General features: G+C 74.0%; 14 protein-coding genes. 7 read left to right on the forward strand and 7 right to left on the reverse strand.

Annotated features, from left to right (window positions below; translation table 11 throughout):
- Nucleotides 1-9: 9 nt before the first annotated feature.
- Entirely contained in the window at nucleotides 10-672 is a 663-nt protein-coding gene (locus tag IE245_RS18025; protein ID WP_189948706.1) for a class I SAM-dependent methyltransferase, read from the reverse strand.
- A gap of 204 nt (nucleotides 673-876) precedes the next feature.
- On the opposite strand from IE245_RS18025, the gene IE245_RS18030 reads away from it, so the two are divergent.
- The 3 genes from IE245_RS18030 to IE245_RS18040 are packed head-to-tail and all read left to right on the forward strand — an operon-like array spanning nucleotide 877 to nucleotide 4,281.
- Nucleotides 877-1,443, forward strand: a complete 567-nt coding sequence (locus IE245_RS18030) for a flavin reductase family protein (protein ID WP_189948708.1) — start codon at nucleotides 877-879, stop codon at nucleotides 1,441-1,443.
- Between the two features lie 26 nt (nucleotides 1,444-1,469).
- Nucleotides 1,470-3,056, forward strand: a complete 1,587-nt coding sequence (locus IE245_RS18035) for a 4-hydroxyphenylacetate 3-hydroxylase family protein (protein ID WP_189948710.1) — start codon at nucleotides 1,470-1,472, stop codon at nucleotides 3,054-3,056.
- Between the two features lies 1 nt (nucleotide 3,057).
- On the forward strand, nucleotides 3,058-4,281 hold the full coding sequence (locus IE245_RS18040; protein WP_189948712.1) for an MFS transporter: 1,224 nt from the start codon (nucleotides 3,058-3,060) through the stop codon (nucleotides 4,279-4,281).
- A gap of 73 nt (nucleotides 4,282-4,354) precedes the next feature.
- Here IE245_RS18040 and IE245_RS18045 read toward each other — a convergent pair whose 3' ends face one another.
- The 4 genes from IE245_RS18045 to IE245_RS18060 all read right to left on the reverse strand — a co-directional run bounded on the left by IE245_RS18045 (nucleotide 4,355) and on the right by IE245_RS18060 (nucleotide 8,680).
- Nucleotides 4,355-5,236, reverse strand: a complete 882-nt coding sequence (locus IE245_RS18045; RefSeq protein ID WP_189948715.1) for a bifunctional transcriptional activator/DNA repair enzyme AdaA — start codon at nucleotides 5,234-5,236, stop codon at nucleotides 4,355-4,357.
- 79 nt (nucleotides 5,237-5,315) lie between these two features.
- Complete coding sequence (locus IE245_RS18050; protein WP_189948717.1) at nucleotides 5,316-6,701, reverse strand: class I adenylate-forming enzyme family protein; 1,386 nt, start codon at nucleotides 6,699-6,701, stop codon at nucleotides 5,316-5,318.
- Between the two features lie 66 nt (nucleotides 6,702-6,767).
- Nucleotides 6,768-7,877 carry a 3-dehydroquinate synthase II family protein gene (locus tag IE245_RS18055; RefSeq protein ID WP_189948720.1) on the reverse strand — a complete coding sequence of 370 codons (1,110 nt, stop codon included), beginning with the start codon at nucleotides 7,875-7,877 and terminating at the stop codon, nucleotides 6,768-6,770.
- Entirely contained in the window at nucleotides 7,874-8,680 is an 807-nt protein-coding gene (locus IE245_RS18060) for a 2-amino-3,7-dideoxy-D-threo-hept-6-ulosonate synthase (protein WP_189948963.1), read from the reverse strand. Before IE245_RS18060 ends, IE245_RS18055 begins: the two co-directional genes overlap by 4 nt.
- Nucleotides 8,681-8,897: 217 nt before the next feature.
- Here IE245_RS18060 and IE245_RS18065 point away from each other — a divergent pair, with 217 nt between their 5' ends.
- Both IE245_RS18065 and IE245_RS18070 read left to right on the forward strand, forming a co-directional pair.
- Nucleotides 8,898-10,580, forward strand: a complete 1,683-nt coding sequence (locus tag IE245_RS18065) for an FAD-binding oxidoreductase (protein ID WP_229851351.1) — start codon at nucleotides 8,898-8,900, stop codon at nucleotides 10,578-10,580.
- Nucleotides 10,581-10,695: 115 nt separating this feature from the next.
- Complete coding sequence (locus IE245_RS18070) at nucleotides 10,696-12,204, forward strand: FAD-dependent monooxygenase (protein ID WP_189948723.1); 1,509 nt, start codon at nucleotides 10,696-10,698, stop codon at nucleotides 12,202-12,204.
- 48 nt (nucleotides 12,205-12,252) lie between these two features.
- Here IE245_RS18070 and metF read toward each other — a convergent pair whose 3' ends face one another.
- Both metF and IE245_RS18080 read right to left on the reverse strand, forming a co-directional pair.
- Nucleotides 12,253-13,152 carry a methylenetetrahydrofolate reductase [NAD(P)H] gene (metF, locus tag IE245_RS18075; RefSeq protein WP_189948725.1) on the reverse strand — a complete coding sequence of 300 codons (900 nt, stop codon included), beginning with the start codon at nucleotides 13,150-13,152 and terminating at the stop codon, nucleotides 12,253-12,255.
- Entirely contained in the window at nucleotides 13,149-14,132 is a 984-nt protein-coding gene (locus tag IE245_RS18080) for a carbohydrate kinase family protein (protein WP_189948727.1), read from the reverse strand. The genes metF and IE245_RS18080 overlap by 4 nt, the downstream gene beginning before the upstream one ends.
- Before the next feature lie 222 nt (nucleotides 14,133-14,354).
- Here IE245_RS18080 and IE245_RS18085 point away from each other — a divergent pair, with 222 nt between their 5' ends.
- Both IE245_RS18085 and IE245_RS18090 read left to right on the forward strand, forming a co-directional pair.
- On the forward strand, nucleotides 14,355-14,657 hold the full coding sequence (locus tag IE245_RS18085) for an Ada metal-binding domain-containing protein (protein WP_189948729.1): 303 nt from the start codon (nucleotides 14,355-14,357) through the stop codon (nucleotides 14,655-14,657).
- Nucleotides 14,654-15,184: a type 1 periplasmic-binding domain-containing protein gene (locus IE245_RS18090; protein WP_229851352.1), complete on the forward strand. Its 531-nt coding sequence runs from the start codon at nucleotides 14,654-14,656 to the stop codon at nucleotides 15,182-15,184. Before IE245_RS18085 ends, IE245_RS18090 begins: the two co-directional genes overlap by 4 nt.
- The last annotated feature ends 37 nt before the right edge of the window (nucleotides 15,185-15,221 follow it).

A 15,221-nucleotide genomic window follows, 5' to 3' on the forward strand; every position in this document is an offset into this window, starting at 1 on the left:
GTGCGGAACTCAGCGCTTGACGGCGAACGTCAGCCCGTCCGCGTACGGGATCACGCTCAGCTCCACCCGCTCGTCGTCGCGCAGCCGCGGGTTGAAGGCGCGCAGCGCCCGCGTCTCGGAGTCCTGGGCGGACTCGTCGAGCAGCGCGCCGTGCCACAGCACGTTGTCGACGACGACCAGGCCGCCGGGGCGCAGCAGCTCCAGCGCGTACTCGTAGTACGCCGTGTAGTTCTCCTTGTCCGCGTCGATGAACACGAAGTCGAAGGTGCCGGCGGCGTCCTCCTCCTTCAGCAGCCGCTCCAGGGAGGCCCGGGCGTCGCCGACGCGCAGGTCGACCTTGTCCGCGACCCCGGCCCGCTTGCAGTAGTCGAGCGCCATGGCGCTCCACTCCTCGTTGATGTCGAGACCCACCACCCGGCCGTCGGCGGGCAGCGCGAGCGCCGTCGACAGCAGGCTGTAGCCGGTGAAGACGCCGACCTCCAGCGCGCGCCGGGCGCCGGTCGCCTTCAGCAGGGTCCGCATGAACTGACCCTGCTCGGGCGAGATCTGCATCAGGTGCAGGGGGAGCTGCGAGGTCTCCTCGCGCAGCGCGCGCAGCAGGTCGGGCTCGCGCAGCGAGACCTCGGCGACGTAGTCCTGGAGTGCGTCGGTCAACTCGACCTGGAGTCTCATGATGGCCACCTCGTGTCGGGTACTCGAATCCGAGAAGGAATTACAGGCGTCCGCGCGCACCGATGTCAATCATTTCCGGTCTCCTGGATATTGCGCGGAAATTTCCGCCGCCCTCCTCGATCGATCCTTTAGCGGCCACCGGCACAATGCGCCTGACAGAGCGCCGAATTCGAGGGTTCATTTCCCTTCTTCCGAGGAGAGCCGATGGGCGACCCGCAACGCCGCTTCCGCGACTGCCTCGGCCGCTTCGCCACGGGCGTCACGGTGGTCACCGTCGCACACGACGCCGGCGTGCACGGCGCCACGGTGGGCTCGTTCACCTCCGTCTCGCTCGACCCGCCGCTGGTGATGGTGTCCCTGGACCGGCGCAGCCGGATGTGCGACCTGCTCACGGGCGCGCCGTCGTTCGGGGTGAACATCCTCGCCGCGCACCAGGAGGACCTGGCCCTGCGCTTCGCGGGCCGACCCCGGCCGGCGGACGCCCCCGTGTCCTGGGAGCACGACGCGGCGGGGCCGCGCCTGGCCGGCGCCGCCGCCCACCTCGACTGCGTGCCCTGGGCCGCGTACGACGGCGGCGACCACGTGCTGCACGTCGGGCGGGTGCGGGGCTTCTCGACCCGGGACGCGGAGCCGCTGGTCTTCCACGGCGGCGCCTTCCGCCTCCTCGACACCGCACCGGGCCACCACGTGTGGGCGGGCACCCTCGACGGGCCGGCGGACGGCGCGTGGTCGTCGGGAACCGCGGCGCTCCACATCCCCCTGGGCCACTGACCGTCACGACCGGACAAGGACACACCATGACGCTGCAGCAGGGCGAGGACTCCGCCTCCGCCTCCGCACCGGCTCCCCGCACCACCCGCCCCCTCACCGGCGACGAGTACCTGGAGAGCCTGCGCGACGACCGCGAGGTGTACATCTACGGCGAACGCGTCGACGACGTCACCAAGCACCCGGCGTTCGCCAACCCCGCCCGGATGACCGCCCGCCTGTACGACGCCCTGCACGACCCGGCCCGCCGCGACGTGCTGACCACCCGCACCGACACCGGCAGCGACGGGTACACCCACAAGTTCTTCCGCACCCCGCGCAGCGTCCAGGACGTCGTCGAGGACCGCGAGGCGATCGCCGAGTGGGCCCGCCTCACCTACGGCTGGATGGGCCGCAGCCCCGACTACAAGGCGGCCTTCCTCGGCACGCTCGGCGCCAACTCCGACTACTACGCGCCCTTCCAGGACAACGCGCTGCGCTGGTACCGCGAGTCCCAGGAGAAGGTGCTGTTCTGGAACCACGCGATCATCCACCCCCCGGTCGACCGGCACCGTCCGTCCGAAGAGGTCAAGGACGTCTTCGTGCACGTGGAGAAGGAGACCGACGCCGGCCTCGTCGTCAGCGGCGCCAAGGTCGTCGCCACCGGCTCGGCCATCACCCACTACAACTTCATCTCGCACTACGGACTGCCGCTCAAGGAGAAGCAGTTCGCGCTCGTCGCGACCATCCCGATGGGCGCGCCCGGCCTCAAGCTGATCTGCCGCCCCTCCTACGCGGCGACGGCCGCCGTCATGGGCAGCCCCTTCGACTACCCCCTCTCCTCGCGCCTGGACGAGAACGACACCATCTTCGTCCTCGACAAGGTCCTCATCCCCTGGGAGAACGTCTTCCTCTACGGAGACGTCGACCAGGTCAACGGCTTCGCCCCGAAGTCCGGCTTCATCCCGCGCCTGACCTTCCACGGCTGCATCCGCCTCGCCGTGAAGATCGACTTCATCGCCGGGCTGCTCGCCAAGGCCGTCGAGATGACCGGCACCAAGGACTTCCGCGGCATCCAGGCCCGGATCGGCGAGGTGCTCGCCTGGCGCAACATGTTCTGGGCCCTGACCGACGCCGCCGCCCGCAACCCCGAGGAGTGGAAGGACGGGGCCCTGCTGCCCCGCCTGGAGTACGGCATGGCCTACCGCTGGTTCATGACCATCGGATACCCGCGCATCAAGGAGATCATCGAGCAGGACGTCGCCAGCGGCCTCATCTACGTGAACTCCAGCGCCGAGGACTTCAAGAACCCCGAGGTGCGCCCGTACCTCGACAAGTACGTGCGCGGCTCCAACGGCTACGACGCCGTCAGCCGCGTCAAGCTGATGAAGCTGCTGTGGGACGCGGTCGGCACCGAGTTCGGCGGCCGGCACGAGCTGTACGAGCGCAACTACTCCGGCAACCACGAGGCGGTGCGCAGCGACATCTACACGACCCAGATGGAGACCGGTCAGCTCGACGCGTACAAGGGATTCGCCGAGCAGTGCCTCCAGGAGTACGACCTCGACGGATGGACGGTGCCCGACCTGGAGTCCTTCCAGGACCTGCGCGGCGCCAGGAAGAACTTCTGGCACTGACATGACCTCCGTCCCCTCCCCGGCGCGGCGGCGACCGGGCCCGGCCCTCGCCGCCCTCTTCCTGGCCACCTTCGTCATGGGCAGCGCCGAGCTCGTCGTCGTCGGCCTGCTGAGGCTCGTCGCCGGGGACCTCGGCGTGTCCGTGGACACGGCGGGCGCGCTGGTCACCGCGTACGCGCTGGGCATCTGCGCCGGCGGCCCGCTGCTGACGGCGCTCACCATCCGGTTCCGGCGCCGCACCCTGGCGTGGGCGTCCCTGGCCGGCTACGTCGCCGGCAACCTGCTGGCCGCCGTGGCCCAGGACTTCGGCACGCTGCTCGCGGCCCGGGCCCTCACCGGGGCGCTCCAGGGCCTGTTCCTCGGCGCGGCGTTCACGGTGGCGGCCGCCCTGGTGCCGCCCGAGCGGACCGGACGCGCGATCTCCGCGGTCTTCGGCGGCATCGCCGTCTCCACCGCGCTCGGCGTCCCGCTCGGCACCCTCGCCGCCCAGCACCTCGGCTGGCGCGCGGCGTTCACGGCCATCGTGGTCCTCGGCGCCCTGGCGCTGCTGACCACGGCCGTGTGCGTCCCGCCGGTCGACGGCGCGGGCACGGGCGGCCTGTGGTCGCAGTCCCGGCACGCGCTGGCGCCCCGGGTCCTCGCGGTGCTCGGCGTCGGACTCCTGCTGATGGGGGGCCAGTTCGCCGCGTTCACCTACATCACGCCCTTCCTGGAGGACGTCACGGGCGTGTCCGGCACCTGGCTGACCGTCTTCCTCTTCGCGTACGGGGCCGCGACGGCGGCCGGCACCTTCGCGGGCGGCTGGGCCGCGGACCGGGACGCCGCCCGCACCCTCGTGGCGGCGAACCTCGTCCTGGTCGCGGCGCTGGCGGTGCTCTGGGCCGCCGGGGCGTCCTGGGCGGCGGTGGCCCTCGCCCTCGTGCTGTGGGGGGTGGTCGGGTTCGGACTGGTCCCCGCCCTGCAGTACCGGGTCGGGCTGCTGGCCGGCCCCGGGCGTGACCTCGCCTCGACGCTCCCGGCGTCCGCGGTCAACGCCGGCATCGCGGCCGGCGCGGTGGCCGGCGGCGCCGCCGTCGCGCACGGCGGTGCGAGGGACGCGGTGCTCACCGGACTCCTGGTGTGCGCGGTGGCGCTGCCGGCGACCTGGGCGTCGGGGCGGTTGCGCCCGGCGGGGGCGGCCCGGAAGCCGGCCGCCGCCGACGCGGAGTCCCGCTCCCCGGGCTGACCTGGAGCGCCCCGGGCCGGGGGCTCCCGCGGGCGAGCCGGACGGGGCCGGACCGCGTCGCCCCGGCCCGGCGCTACCCGACCGGGGCGGCGGGCGCCGGCACCGTGCGCCGTATCCGCACGGCGAGCGCGGACCGCCGTACGGCCAGCGGCAGCTCACGTCCCAGCTGCGGGGGCTCCGCCTCGCGCACGGCCGCGGCGACGGCGGCGGCGACGGCGGCGTCCGCGGGCACGAGCCGGGCCTGCCGGAACATGGTGCGGAGCCGGTGCAGCAGCGCCGGCGCGTCGTCCCCCGTCAGCACCCCGCACACGCCCTTGTCCGTCGCCGCGACGAGCACCGGTCCCAGCGACGAACCCACCACCGTGTACCGGATGTCCGTGCCGTCGCCGCCCGCCCGGTACGCCTTCGGGGTCATGCCCAGGATCTCCGGCGCCGCCGCGTAGAAGTGACCGCCGGAGTTGAACCCCGAGCTGTACACCGCGTCGGCGATCGTCCCCGCCAGCGGCAGAGCCTCGCGCACCCGGCGGGCCCGCGCCGCCGCCAGGTAGGCGTGCGGCGTGATCCCGGTGAACGACTTGAACAGCCGGTGGAAGTGGAAGCGGCTGTAGCCCACCTGGCGGGCCAGTTCGTCGAGGCTCGGCGGCAGCGGCGCCTCGTCGATGATCCGGCAGGCCCGGGCCACCGCCTCGGCCGCCACGGCGTGCCGGTCGGAGTCGTCGGGACGGCAGCGGCGGCACGGACGGTAGCCCTCGGCCCGGGCGGCCTCCGGGGACGGGAAGAACCGGACGTTCTCCCGCAGGGCCAGCCGCACCGTGCACGACGGACGGCTGTACACGCCGGTCGTGGTGACCACGTAGAGGAAGTGGCCGTCGGCTCCGGCGTCCCGGTCCCGCACCGCCTGCCAGCGCGCCTCGTCACCGGTGTACCGCGTCGCGGCGGTCGTCGTCACCGTCATGCCTCGTCTCTCTCCACTCGTTCGTGAGGTCGTCTCCCGCGTCGCTCCGGCGGCCGCGACCCTCGGCCGCCGGAGCGGCTCACCAGCTGACGCAGCGGCACGCGCCGGGCGGGTGCGCCCGGTGCCGGCGGAGCACGCCGCGGTCCCGCACGGCCTTGCCGCCGGAGGTGCGGGGCAGTTCCCGCACCAGGTGGTAGCGGTCCGGCACCGGCGCCCCGCCGAGGAACCGCCGGCACCAGGAGCGCAGCTCGTCCCGGTCCAGCTCCGCGCTGCTCGCCACGTGCGCCTCGATCGGGCCGACCCCGAGGACGACGGCGTCCGTGATGTGCCGGTGGGCCCGCAGCACCGACTCGATGCGCAGCAGGTCGACCGAGGCGTCCCCGACGCCCTGGACCCTGCCGCGCAGCCGCAGCGCGCCGGTGCCGGGATCGCGCGTGACCAGGTCGCGGGTGGACATCCAGCCGCCCGCCCAGGGAGTGTCGTCGTACAGGTACGGGGACTCCTGGACGTGCACCTCCAGCACGCCGCCGACCACGCGGACCCGGGTGCGGGGCACCGGCGTGCCGATGCTCGCCGGGCCGAAGCGGCCGGTGAGGTCGGCGGCGACGATGCCCGTCTCGGTCGTGCCGTAGGCCTGGCCGACGCGCACCCCGTGCCGGCCCCGGAACAGCGCGGCGATCTCGGGCGGCAGGGCGTCACCGCTCGACACGGCCAGCCGAAGGAGCGGCAGCCCCCCGGGCTCGGACCGCGTCAGCGGACGGAAGTGGTGCGGACCGCCGAGCACCACGTGCGCGTCGGCCGCCGCCCGCACGGTCGCCCGCGCCGTGCGGGCGACCGGCATCACCAGGGTCGCGCCCACCGCGAGGGAGTGCAGCACCCCGGCGATCAGCCCGAAGGAATGGGTGAGCGGCGTCAGCACGGCCACCCGCTCGCCCCGGCGCGGCATGCCCTCCAGGGCGGCGAGCCGCCCCAGCTCGTCGAGCAGCGACCGCGGGCTCCTGCCGACCGCCTTGGGGCGCCCGGTGGTCCCCGACGAGAACTGCACGAGGCAGTGCCCGCCCACGCCCGGACCGCCGCCGGGGTGGCGGCGCACCAGCACCTCGCACTCGTCGACGAAGTCGTGGGGCCGCCCGCGGCTCTCGCCCAGCGACACCGAGAACCGCACCCGCCCCGCCCCGGGCGGGAGTCCCCGCGGCCGCGGGTCGGACGGAGGCTCCACCAGCACCACCTGGGCGCCGAGCGACCACAGCGCGAACAGCGTCCACAGCTTCGTGAAGCTCGCGTTGCCGTACAGCGCGACCGTGCTCCCCGCCCGGATGCCGTGCCGCGCCAGCACCTCGGCCTGCCAGGCGGTCTCGCGGCGCAGCCTGCCGTACGTGACCTCGCGGTCCGCGGCACGCGCCCACACCATGTCGTCGGCGTGGCGGCCGAGCAGTTCGGCGCCCCACCAGGACCGTCGTGTCATCGCCTCCACCGGCTCCCTCGCCGCGGCGCCGGGGCCGCCGCCAGGGCGGCCCCGGACGCCTGTCGCCTACTTCTCGACGCAGAACTCGCCGACCGGCCAGCCCACGTGGCGCTTGTCGGTGGCCACGTGACCCAGCACCTGGTCGCCCTTCTTCAGCTCCGTCACGTTGAGCACCGCGGCACCCGGGCCGAGCACCCGCACGTGCCAGTCGTCCTGCACGATCAGGTTGACCTCGACGCCCTCCGGGGAGACCGCCTTGATGCCGAGCAGCGGGCGGGACTCCAGCTTGATCCGGCCCACCACGATGCGGCGGGTGCGGCCGTCGGCGCCGACGGCGAGCACCGGACTGCCGGCCTTGAGCTCGCTCAGGTAGTTCGTGCGGTTGTCCGCCCCGAACACGTAGCTGTGCAGCGCGCCCGCGTTGATGCGGAACGGACGGGTCGGCATGTACGGCAGCGGGTGCGTCTCGCTCACGCACAGCACGAAGCCGTGCGCGTAGGAGCCGACCAGCATGCCCTCGTCCTTCTCGAAGTGCGTGCACGTGTCGATGCAGACCCGGTCGCCGAGCCCGAGGTGCTCGATCGACTCCACCGTGAGCGTCTGCAGCTGGAGGTCGGGCGTCTTCTCGCGCAACATCTCCACCAGCGCGAACACGTCGTTGGCGGAACGCGGGGCCACCAGGACGCCCTCGGAGCCCTTCTCCAGGACGTCGACGATGATCCGCGCCTCCTCGATGTCGGCGGCCTGGCAGATCAGCTGCCCCGGCGAGGCGTCCGCCGCGGCGATGACGATCTCCAGCGGGATCTTCGTCGGGTCCTTGAACTCCACCACGGTGTAGGGAAGGGCGCGCGCGGCGTCGCAGGCGAGCTTCAGCGTGGGGTCGTCGACGACGTCGACCCAGGCGGCCGTCTCCTTGTCACCGCCGCGGTGCCGGCTCTCCAGCGCGCCGAGACCGTCGGCGTCGACGACCTCGCGCAGCACGATCAGGTCGTCCGGCTGCTCCTCGCCGACCCGCGCGCCCGGCGCGAGGACGCGCTTGACGGTGTTCGGCAGCAGGGCGAGGCGCTCCGGGTCGCTGTCCACGATGCCGTCGACCCGCGCGTGGATCGCGGCGTCGACGACTGCCTCGCGGTGTTCGGCGGGCACGGTCCGGAGGTCGATCCAGGCGAACTTCACAACACACCTGCCATCTCGGTCTGCGGCGCGGGCTCGGACGCCAGCTCGCCGCGGTGAATGATTGAGGCCAGTTCCCGGACCGTCTTCTCGGGCTCCGGGTCGGTGAACACCCGTCGCCCGACGGCGAGTCCGGAACATCCCAGGTCCATGGCGGTGACCGCGAACTCGAACAGGTCACGGTCGGTGGAGCCGCCGCCCGCCACCACCACCGGCAGCGGCGAGGAGGCGATCACCTCCGCCATCCGCTCGTCCGGGGCGGCGAGCACCGTCTTGACGATGTCGACGCCCAGGTCCGCGGCGATGTTCACCACGTGGGCGATGAGCGTCGGGTCGGTCGGATCGGTCACACGGGGACCCCGCGGATAGATCATCGCCATGAGCGGCATGCCGAAGCGGTCGCAGGCCCCGGCCACGGCGCCGAGGTCGGCGAGCTGCTCCGCCTCGGTGTCGGAGCCGATGTTCACGTGCACGCTGACCGCCTCCGCGCCCAGCCGGACCGCGTCCTCCACGTCCCCGACCAGCACCTTGGCGTCGACGTCCGGGGCGTGCGCGGTGCTCGCGCTCAGGTGCACCACGAGGGAGCACCGGGTGAGCAGCGCCGGCGCGATCATGCGGGCCCTGCCCTTGTGGACGACGACACCGTCGGCGCCGCCGTCCGCGATGGAGCGGACCAGGTCGCCGAAATCGGCGGCGGTCGCGACGGGGCCGTCGGACACGGAGTGGTCCAGCGGCACGAACAGGAACCGGCCGTCTCCCGGCCGGGACAATCGCGCGAGGCGCACCGCTTTACCGGTGAGCGGCATGCTCGACATGACACCCCTCCTCGTTCCTGGGCACAGGGTTCGGATGGGATTCCGCTGTGGGTCCCGGGCTGAACTGTCGCAGTGGCCTCTGAAGAATCGAGCCAGGTGCCCCGGGCCGGGCAGACCGCAAGATGCGGAGTGCGGAGCCGTCCGCCGGATGCCTAGCGTCGGCGGCATCCGCGCGTGATCCGCACGCGGCCGTGGGAGGGGATGCCCGATGACGTACGGCGGAGACAAGATGAGCAGGCGGGGGGTGCTCGCGGCGAGCGCCGCGATAGGCGGCGGAGTGCTGCTGCCCGCCGGACAGGCGGTGGCCCGTCCGGAGACGGCCCTGCCGGAGGCGGCCCGGCCGGACGCGCTGGTGACCGTCACCCCGGGCGACGCGCGCTACCCGGACCTCGTCCGGGGCTGGAACCAGCGCTACGTCGGCCGGCCCGAGGCGGTCCACGTCCCCCGGACGACCGCCCAGGTCGCCACCGCCGTCCGGCAGGCGGTCCGGACCGGCAAGCGGCTCACGGTGCGCAGCGGCGGACACTGCTGGGAGGACTTCGTCTTCACCCCCGACGTCCAGGTGGTCGTCGACCTGTCGGCGATGCGGGACGTGGACTTCGACCCGGCCATGAACGCCTTCGTGGTGCAGCCCGGCGCCCAGCTCCTCGACGTCTACGAGCGCCTGTACCGCACCTGGGGCGTCATCGTGCCGGCCGGCATGTGCTTCCAGGTCGGCGCGGGCGGCCACGTCAGCGGCGGCGGCTGGGGACTGCTGTGCCGACAGCTCGGTCTGGTGGTGGACCACCTGTACGCGGTCGAGGTCGTGGTGGTGGACGCCGACGGCACCGTCCGCACCGTCGTCGCCACCCGCGACGACGACGATCCGCACCGCGACCTGTGGTGGGCCCACACCGGCGGGGGCGGCGGCAACTTCGGCGTCGTGACCCGCTACTGGTTCCGCAGCCCCGGAGCGACCGGCACGGACCCGACCGGGCTGCTCCCGGCCCCGCCCCCGGAGGTCCTCGTCAGCGCCGTCTCCTGGCAGTGGTCCGACCTGGACCAGCGGTCCTTCACCCGGCTCGTCCGCAACTACGCGGACTGGCACGTGCGGCACGCCGCCCCCGACGACCCGACGACCGCCGTGTGCAGCCTGCTCTCCCTCAACCACGTCTCCAACGGAGCCGTGGGCCTCATCACCCACGTCGACGCGAGCGTGCCCGGCGCCGCCCGGCTGCACGACGAGTTCCTCGCGGCGGTCACCGACGGCGTCACCGCCTCCTACGGGCCGGTCACCACGCGGATGGGCGAGCTCACCGCGCTGCCGGACCTGGCCACCCCGCGCCGCCTCCCCTGGCTCCAGGCCGCCCGCTACCTCGGCACGGCCAACCCCACCACCAACGACCCGACCCAGAAGAGCGACTTCAAGTCGGCGTACATGAAGGCCGGTTTCCCCGAGCGCCAGCTGGCCGCGCTGTACCGCCACCTGACCCGTACGGACCTCGGCAACCCCACCGGCTCGGTCATGCTCAGCTCCTTCGCCGGCCAGGTCTCGGCCGTCCCCCAGGACGCCACGGCCAGCGCCCACCGGGACGCCGCGTACAAGCTGGCCTGGATGATCTGGTGGGACGACCCCGCCGAAGAGGCGGACTGCGTGCGCTGGCTGCGCGAGTTCTACGCCGACATGTACGCCGACACCGGAGGCGTCCCGGTCCCCGGCGCGGTCACCGACGGCTGCTACGTCAACTACCCCGACGCCGACCTCGGCCTGCCGGAGCACAACCGCTCGGGCACGCCCTGGCACGCCCTGTACTACAAGGGCAACTACCGCCGCCTGCAGCGCGTCAAGCAGGCGTACGACCCCGGCAACGTCTTCCGGCACCGCCAGTCGGTGCGGCTGCCCGGCGCCTGACCCGGCGCCGCCGGCCCGCCCCGCCGGTGCAACCCGCCGGAGCGGGCCGGTGTTCCTCCTCCCGTACAGCATCCGCGCGCGTGCCGACCGTGCCGACTACCCCGCAGGAGCCCCCATGCCGAACAGCCCAGCCGTGGACACCCAGGTCGCCGTCGTCGGCGGCGGGCCCGTCGGCACGCTGCTCGCCCGGGAACTGGCCCTGCTGGGCGTGGACGTCACCGTCCTGGAGAAGCTGTCCTCGCCGGACGGCTTCTCCAAGGCGGGCACCCTGCACGCCCGCACCGCGCAGACCCTGCACCGGCGCGGACTCCTCGAAGCCGTGCAGCCCGGCCCGCCCGCCCCACCGGTGGGCACCGGCCGCGTGCCCTTCCACTTCTCCGGCATGTTCGACCTCGACCTCGGCCGGGTCGTCACCGAGGGCCCCGTGATGGTGGGCAGCCCACAGGCATGGGCACAGGAGGTGTTCGCCGCCGAGGCCGAACGGCTCGGCGCGCGCATCCGGCGCGGCCGCGAACTCGTCCGCCTCGACGAGGAACCGGACGCGATGCGGCTGACCGTGCGCGGCCCCGGGGGCGCCACGGAGACCCTGCGCGCGTCCTGGGTGGTCGGCGCGGACGGCGCCCGCAGCGCCGTCCGCCGGCTCACCGGCATCGAGTTCACCGGCACGCCCGCCCGCGTCGGCGCCCTGATCGGGGAGGTCCGCCTCCTCGACCCGGCGCGGGCGCCGCAGGGCTGGCAGCGCAACCCGCGCGGCTGGACCCTGGTGTGGCTCAATCTCTTCGGACGCAGCCGGGTGTGCACCTACGACTTCCGCGGCCCGCACGCGGACCGGCGGGCGCCCGTCACCCTGGAGGAGTTCCGGACGGAGGTCGAGCGGATCGCGGGCCACCCGGTGCCGATGGACTCCCCGAGCGGCCTCACCCGCTTCAGCGACGCCGCCCTCCAGGCCGAGTACTACCGCGTCGGCCGGGTCCTGCTCGCCGGCGACGCGGCACACGTCCACTTCCCGGCCGGCGGCCAGGGCGTCAACCTGGGCCTGCAGGACGCCGTCAACCTGGGCTGGAAACTCGCCGCCGAGGTGCACGGCTGGGCGCCGCCCGGACTGCTCGACACGTACGAGACCGAGCGCGCGCCCGTCGCCGAGGCGGTCCTGGAGAACGTGCGCGCCCAGGTGGCCCTGATGGACCCCGACCCCCGCATGGACGCGCTGCGCACCCTCTTCGCCCGGATGATGCACTTCGACGACGTCAACCAGTACCTCGGCGGCATGATCAGCGGAGTCGACGTGACGTACGACACCGGCGGCCGCGGCGACCCCCTCGCCGGCCGCTTCGCCCCCGACCTCCTGCTGAAGACCGGCGACACGCTCACCGGCCTCGCCGAACTCCTCCACGACGCACGGCCGCTGCTCCTGCTGCTGACCGACTCGGAGGAGCTGCGCGGCGCCGCCGAGCCGTGGCGCCCCCGGGTGAACGTGGTGACGGCGACGGCGTCCGAGCCGATCGGCACGGACGCCCTGCTGGTCCGCCCCGACGGATACATCGCCTGGTCGGCCCTGGGCGGCGCCGGGGACGCGGACGCGCTGACCGGGGCGTTGGGCTGCTGGTTCGGGGACCCCGCCTAGACGGGGTCCCCGGCGTGCTCAGCGGACTAGACGGGGTCCCCGGCGTGCTCAGCGGACCCGGAGCCGCCGCGTGCTCCCCGCCGGGAGCACCGCGCGGTGGATGTCGAGGGCCGCGTCGGACTTGTTGAGCGTGATGTAGTGCAGGCCGGGCGCGCCCTCGGCGAGGAGGCGCCCGGCCATCGCGGTGGCGTGTTCCACCCCGATCCGACGGCCCTCGGCCGCGTCGCCGCGGGCGCTCTCCAGGCGGTGGGCGAGGTCCTCGGGGAAGGCGGCGTGGGACAGTTCGGCGAAGCGGCGGATCTGCCGGACGTCTGTGGCGGGCATGATCTCCGGGATGATCGGGATGTCGCAGCCGGCCGCGGCCACCCGGTCCCGCAGCCGCAGGTAGTCCTCGACCCGGAAGAACATCTGGGTGACGGCGTAGTCGGCACCCGCCCGGCACTTGGCGACGAAGTGCCGGATGTCGCTCTCCCAGTCCGGCGAGCGCGGGTGCCTCTCGGGGAAGGCCGCCACGCCGATCGTGAAGTCCCCGAGCGAACGCACCAGTTCGACCAGTTCCCTGGCGTACGTGAAACCCGCCGGGTGAGGCGTCCAGGGCCCGTTCGGATCGCCGGGCGGATCACCCCGCAGCACCAGGACGTCCCTGATCCCCGCGTCGGCGTACTGCCCGATGACGTACCGCAGTTCGGCCACCGAATGGCCGACGGCCGTCAGGTGCGCGACCGGCCGCAGGGTCGTCTCGGCGGCGATGCGCCGGGTGACCTCGACGGTCCGCTCGCGCGACGAGCCGCCGGCACCGTAGGTGACGGACACGAACGTGGGCGCGAGGGACTCGACGCGGCGGACCGCGCTCCACAGGGCACGCTCGCCCTGGCCGGTCCTGGGCGGGAAGAACTCGAACGAGAACGTCGGGGCGCCGCTCGCCAGCGCCTCGCGCACCGCGCTCACGACAGGACCGCCAGGCGCGGCTCCATCCCACGGGCCGCACCGGCCCCGTAGGCGCGCTCCACGCGCGCGATCAGGTCCGCCGCGACCAGCTTGTACTCCTGGGTGCCGACCGACTCCAGCACGGTCGACGCCAGCGCGCAGCCGAGCTGCGCCGCCCGCTCCTCGGGCCAGCCCCAGCCGAGACCGGCGAGGAATCCGGAGCGGAACGCGTCCCCCACCCCCGTCGGGTCCGCGATCTCCGCGGTGGGGACGGCGGGCACGTCCAGCCGGGGCCGTCCCTCCCGCTCCAGGGAGACGCCGTCCGCCCCCCGCGTGGTGATCCACGTGCCGACGCGCCGCAGGACGTCCCGCTCGTCCCAGCCGGTCCGCTCGCGCAGCAGGGCGGACTCGTACGCGTTGGTGAACAACAGGTGCGCGCCGTCCACCAGCTCACGGGCCTGGGCGCCGTCCAGGCGGGCGAGCTGCTGCGAGGGATCCGCGGCCAGCCGGATGCCGGTGCGCCGGGCGGTCGCGGTGTGGCGCAGCATCGCCTCCGGGGCGTCGGCGCCGACGAGCACGAGGTCGAAGCCGCCGCGGCGGTCCGCCGCCGCGGCCAGGTCGATCTTCCCGGCCTCGGCCATGGCGCCGGCGTAGAAGGTGGCGATCTGGTTCTGCGCCTCGTCCGTCGTGCAGACGAACCGGGCGGTGTGCAGGGTCTCGCTGATCCTGACGGAGTCCGTGTCCACGCCGGCCGCCCGCAGCCAGGCCCCGTACTCGGCGAAGTCGACGCCCGCCGCCCCGATCAGGCAGGGGGTCAGTCCGAGCCGCCCGAGTCCGAACGCGATGTTGGCGGCGACACCGCCGCGCCGCACGTCGAGACGGTCGGCGAGGAAGGAGAGGGACACCTGCTCCAGCCGGTCGGCGATCAGCTGGTCGGTGAACCGACCGGGGAAGGACATCAGATGGTCGGTGGCTATCGAGCCGGTCACGGCGATTCGCACGACGGTCACTCCTTGAACCCGGGGTCGATGGGAGCGGCCCGGTGCCCGGCGGCGGCCGGGTCGCGCGGGACGCCGGGGCCGGGCCCCGCAGCGCGGGGACGCCCTGAGCGCAAGCCTGCCGCCCGCCGCTGAAGCGCCGGTCGAGGCCACCCGCCGGCGGCCACGACGTCGACGTCCGGAAACCGCCGGTACGAACGCCCCGGGACGAGGCACAGTACGGGTGTGGAAGAACGACGGACGGACGGCACGGATCCTGCGGCGCCGCCGCGCACCTACACGCTGATCGGCGGCGACGGGCGGCCCTGCCGCAGCGACACCGCCGGCCGGTTCGGAGGCCACCGGCGCGGCCGGATCTACGGACGGCTGGACTGCCCCTCCGCCCTGCGGCACATCGCCCGCGGCCACTACGTGCGCCACCGCGTCTTCTTCGCGGACGAGGCGACCGCCGTCGCCGCGGGATACCGGCCGTGCGCGGTGTGCCTCCCCGACCGCCACACGGCATGGCGCACCGGGATCCCCGCATGAACGAACCCTCCCCCCGACTGCGCCCGTCCGCCCTCTCCGACTACGCCCCCTGGCCCGAACCCCGCCCCCACACCGGCCCCGAACTCGACCGGCTCCTCGCACTCCTGGAAGCCGGCGGGCACCGCGGCGGCGGCGTCGCCCTGGGGCACAGCCGGGACCCCGCGTCGCAGGCCGCCGCCGCGGCGTTCGCCGACGCCTGGCAGGCGAGCGGCGGGACCCTGGCCGCCGTCGTCGACTGGCCGGAGGACGCCGCGTCCTGGCTGCGCCAGGCCCAGCGGCTGACCCACCCCGAGCCGGACGCCTGGGTGGTGGCCGCGCGCCCGGTCGGCTGGGCCCAGATGAGCCGCCGACTGCGGCACAGCACCGACTGGGACCCGGGCCGCACCTTCGGCTTCGCGTCCGTGGGCGACTCGCGCCTGCCGGCCGCGGTGGGCCCGGGCGTCCTGGACGGCATGCGCGGAGCGACCGCGGACGGCAGGACGTGGACGGTCCGTCGGGGCTGGATCGTCGAGACCGACGGCGCGTGACGCACGAGGGCGGCGCGGGCGGACGGCCCGGGCCCGC

The organism is Streptomyces roseolus, from assembly GCF_014649855.1.
Taxonomy (GTDB): domain Bacteria; phylum Actinomycetota; class Actinomycetes; order Streptomycetales; family Streptomycetaceae; genus Streptomyces; species Streptomyces roseolus.

What these genes read in the sequence shown, in the direction of transcription:
- IE245_RS18025 (WP_189948706.1), bottom strand. Translation starts at nt 672, where the DNA reads ATGAGACTCCAGGTCGAGTTGACCGACGCACTCCAGGACTACGTCGCC.
- IE245_RS18030 (WP_189948708.1), top strand. Translation starts at nt 877, where the DNA reads ATGGGCGACCCGCAACGCCGCTTCCGCGACTGCCTCGGCCGCTTCGCC.
- IE245_RS18035 (WP_189948710.1), top strand. Translation starts at nt 1,470, where the DNA reads ATGACGCTGCAGCAGGGCGAGGACTCCGCCTCCGCCTCCGCACCGGCT.
- IE245_RS18040 (WP_189948712.1), top strand. Translation starts at nt 3,058, where the DNA reads ATGACCTCCGTCCCCTCCCCGGCGCGGCGGCGACCGGGCCCGGCCCTC.
- IE245_RS18045 (WP_189948715.1), bottom strand. Translation starts at nt 5,236, where the DNA reads ATGACGGTGACGACGACCGCCGCGACGCGGTACACCGGTGACGAGGCG.
- IE245_RS18050 (WP_189948717.1), bottom strand. Translation starts at nt 6,701, where the DNA reads ATGACACGACGGTCCTGGTGGGGCGCCGAACTGCTCGGCCGCCACGCC.
- IE245_RS18060 (WP_189948963.1), bottom strand. Translation starts at nt 8,680, where the DNA reads ATGCCGCTCACCGGTAAAGCGGTGCGCCTCGCGCGATTGTCCCGGCCG.
- IE245_RS18065 (WP_229851351.1), top strand. Translation starts at nt 8,898, where the DNA reads ATGACGTACGGCGGAGACAAGATGAGCAGGCGGGGGGTGCTCGCGGCG.
- IE245_RS18070 (WP_189948723.1), top strand. Translation starts at nt 10,696, where the DNA reads ATGCCGAACAGCCCAGCCGTGGACACCCAGGTCGCCGTCGTCGGCGGC.
- IE245_RS18090 (WP_229851352.1), top strand. Translation starts at nt 14,654, where the DNA reads ATGAACGAACCCTCCCCCCGACTGCGCCCGTCCGCCCTCTCCGACTAC.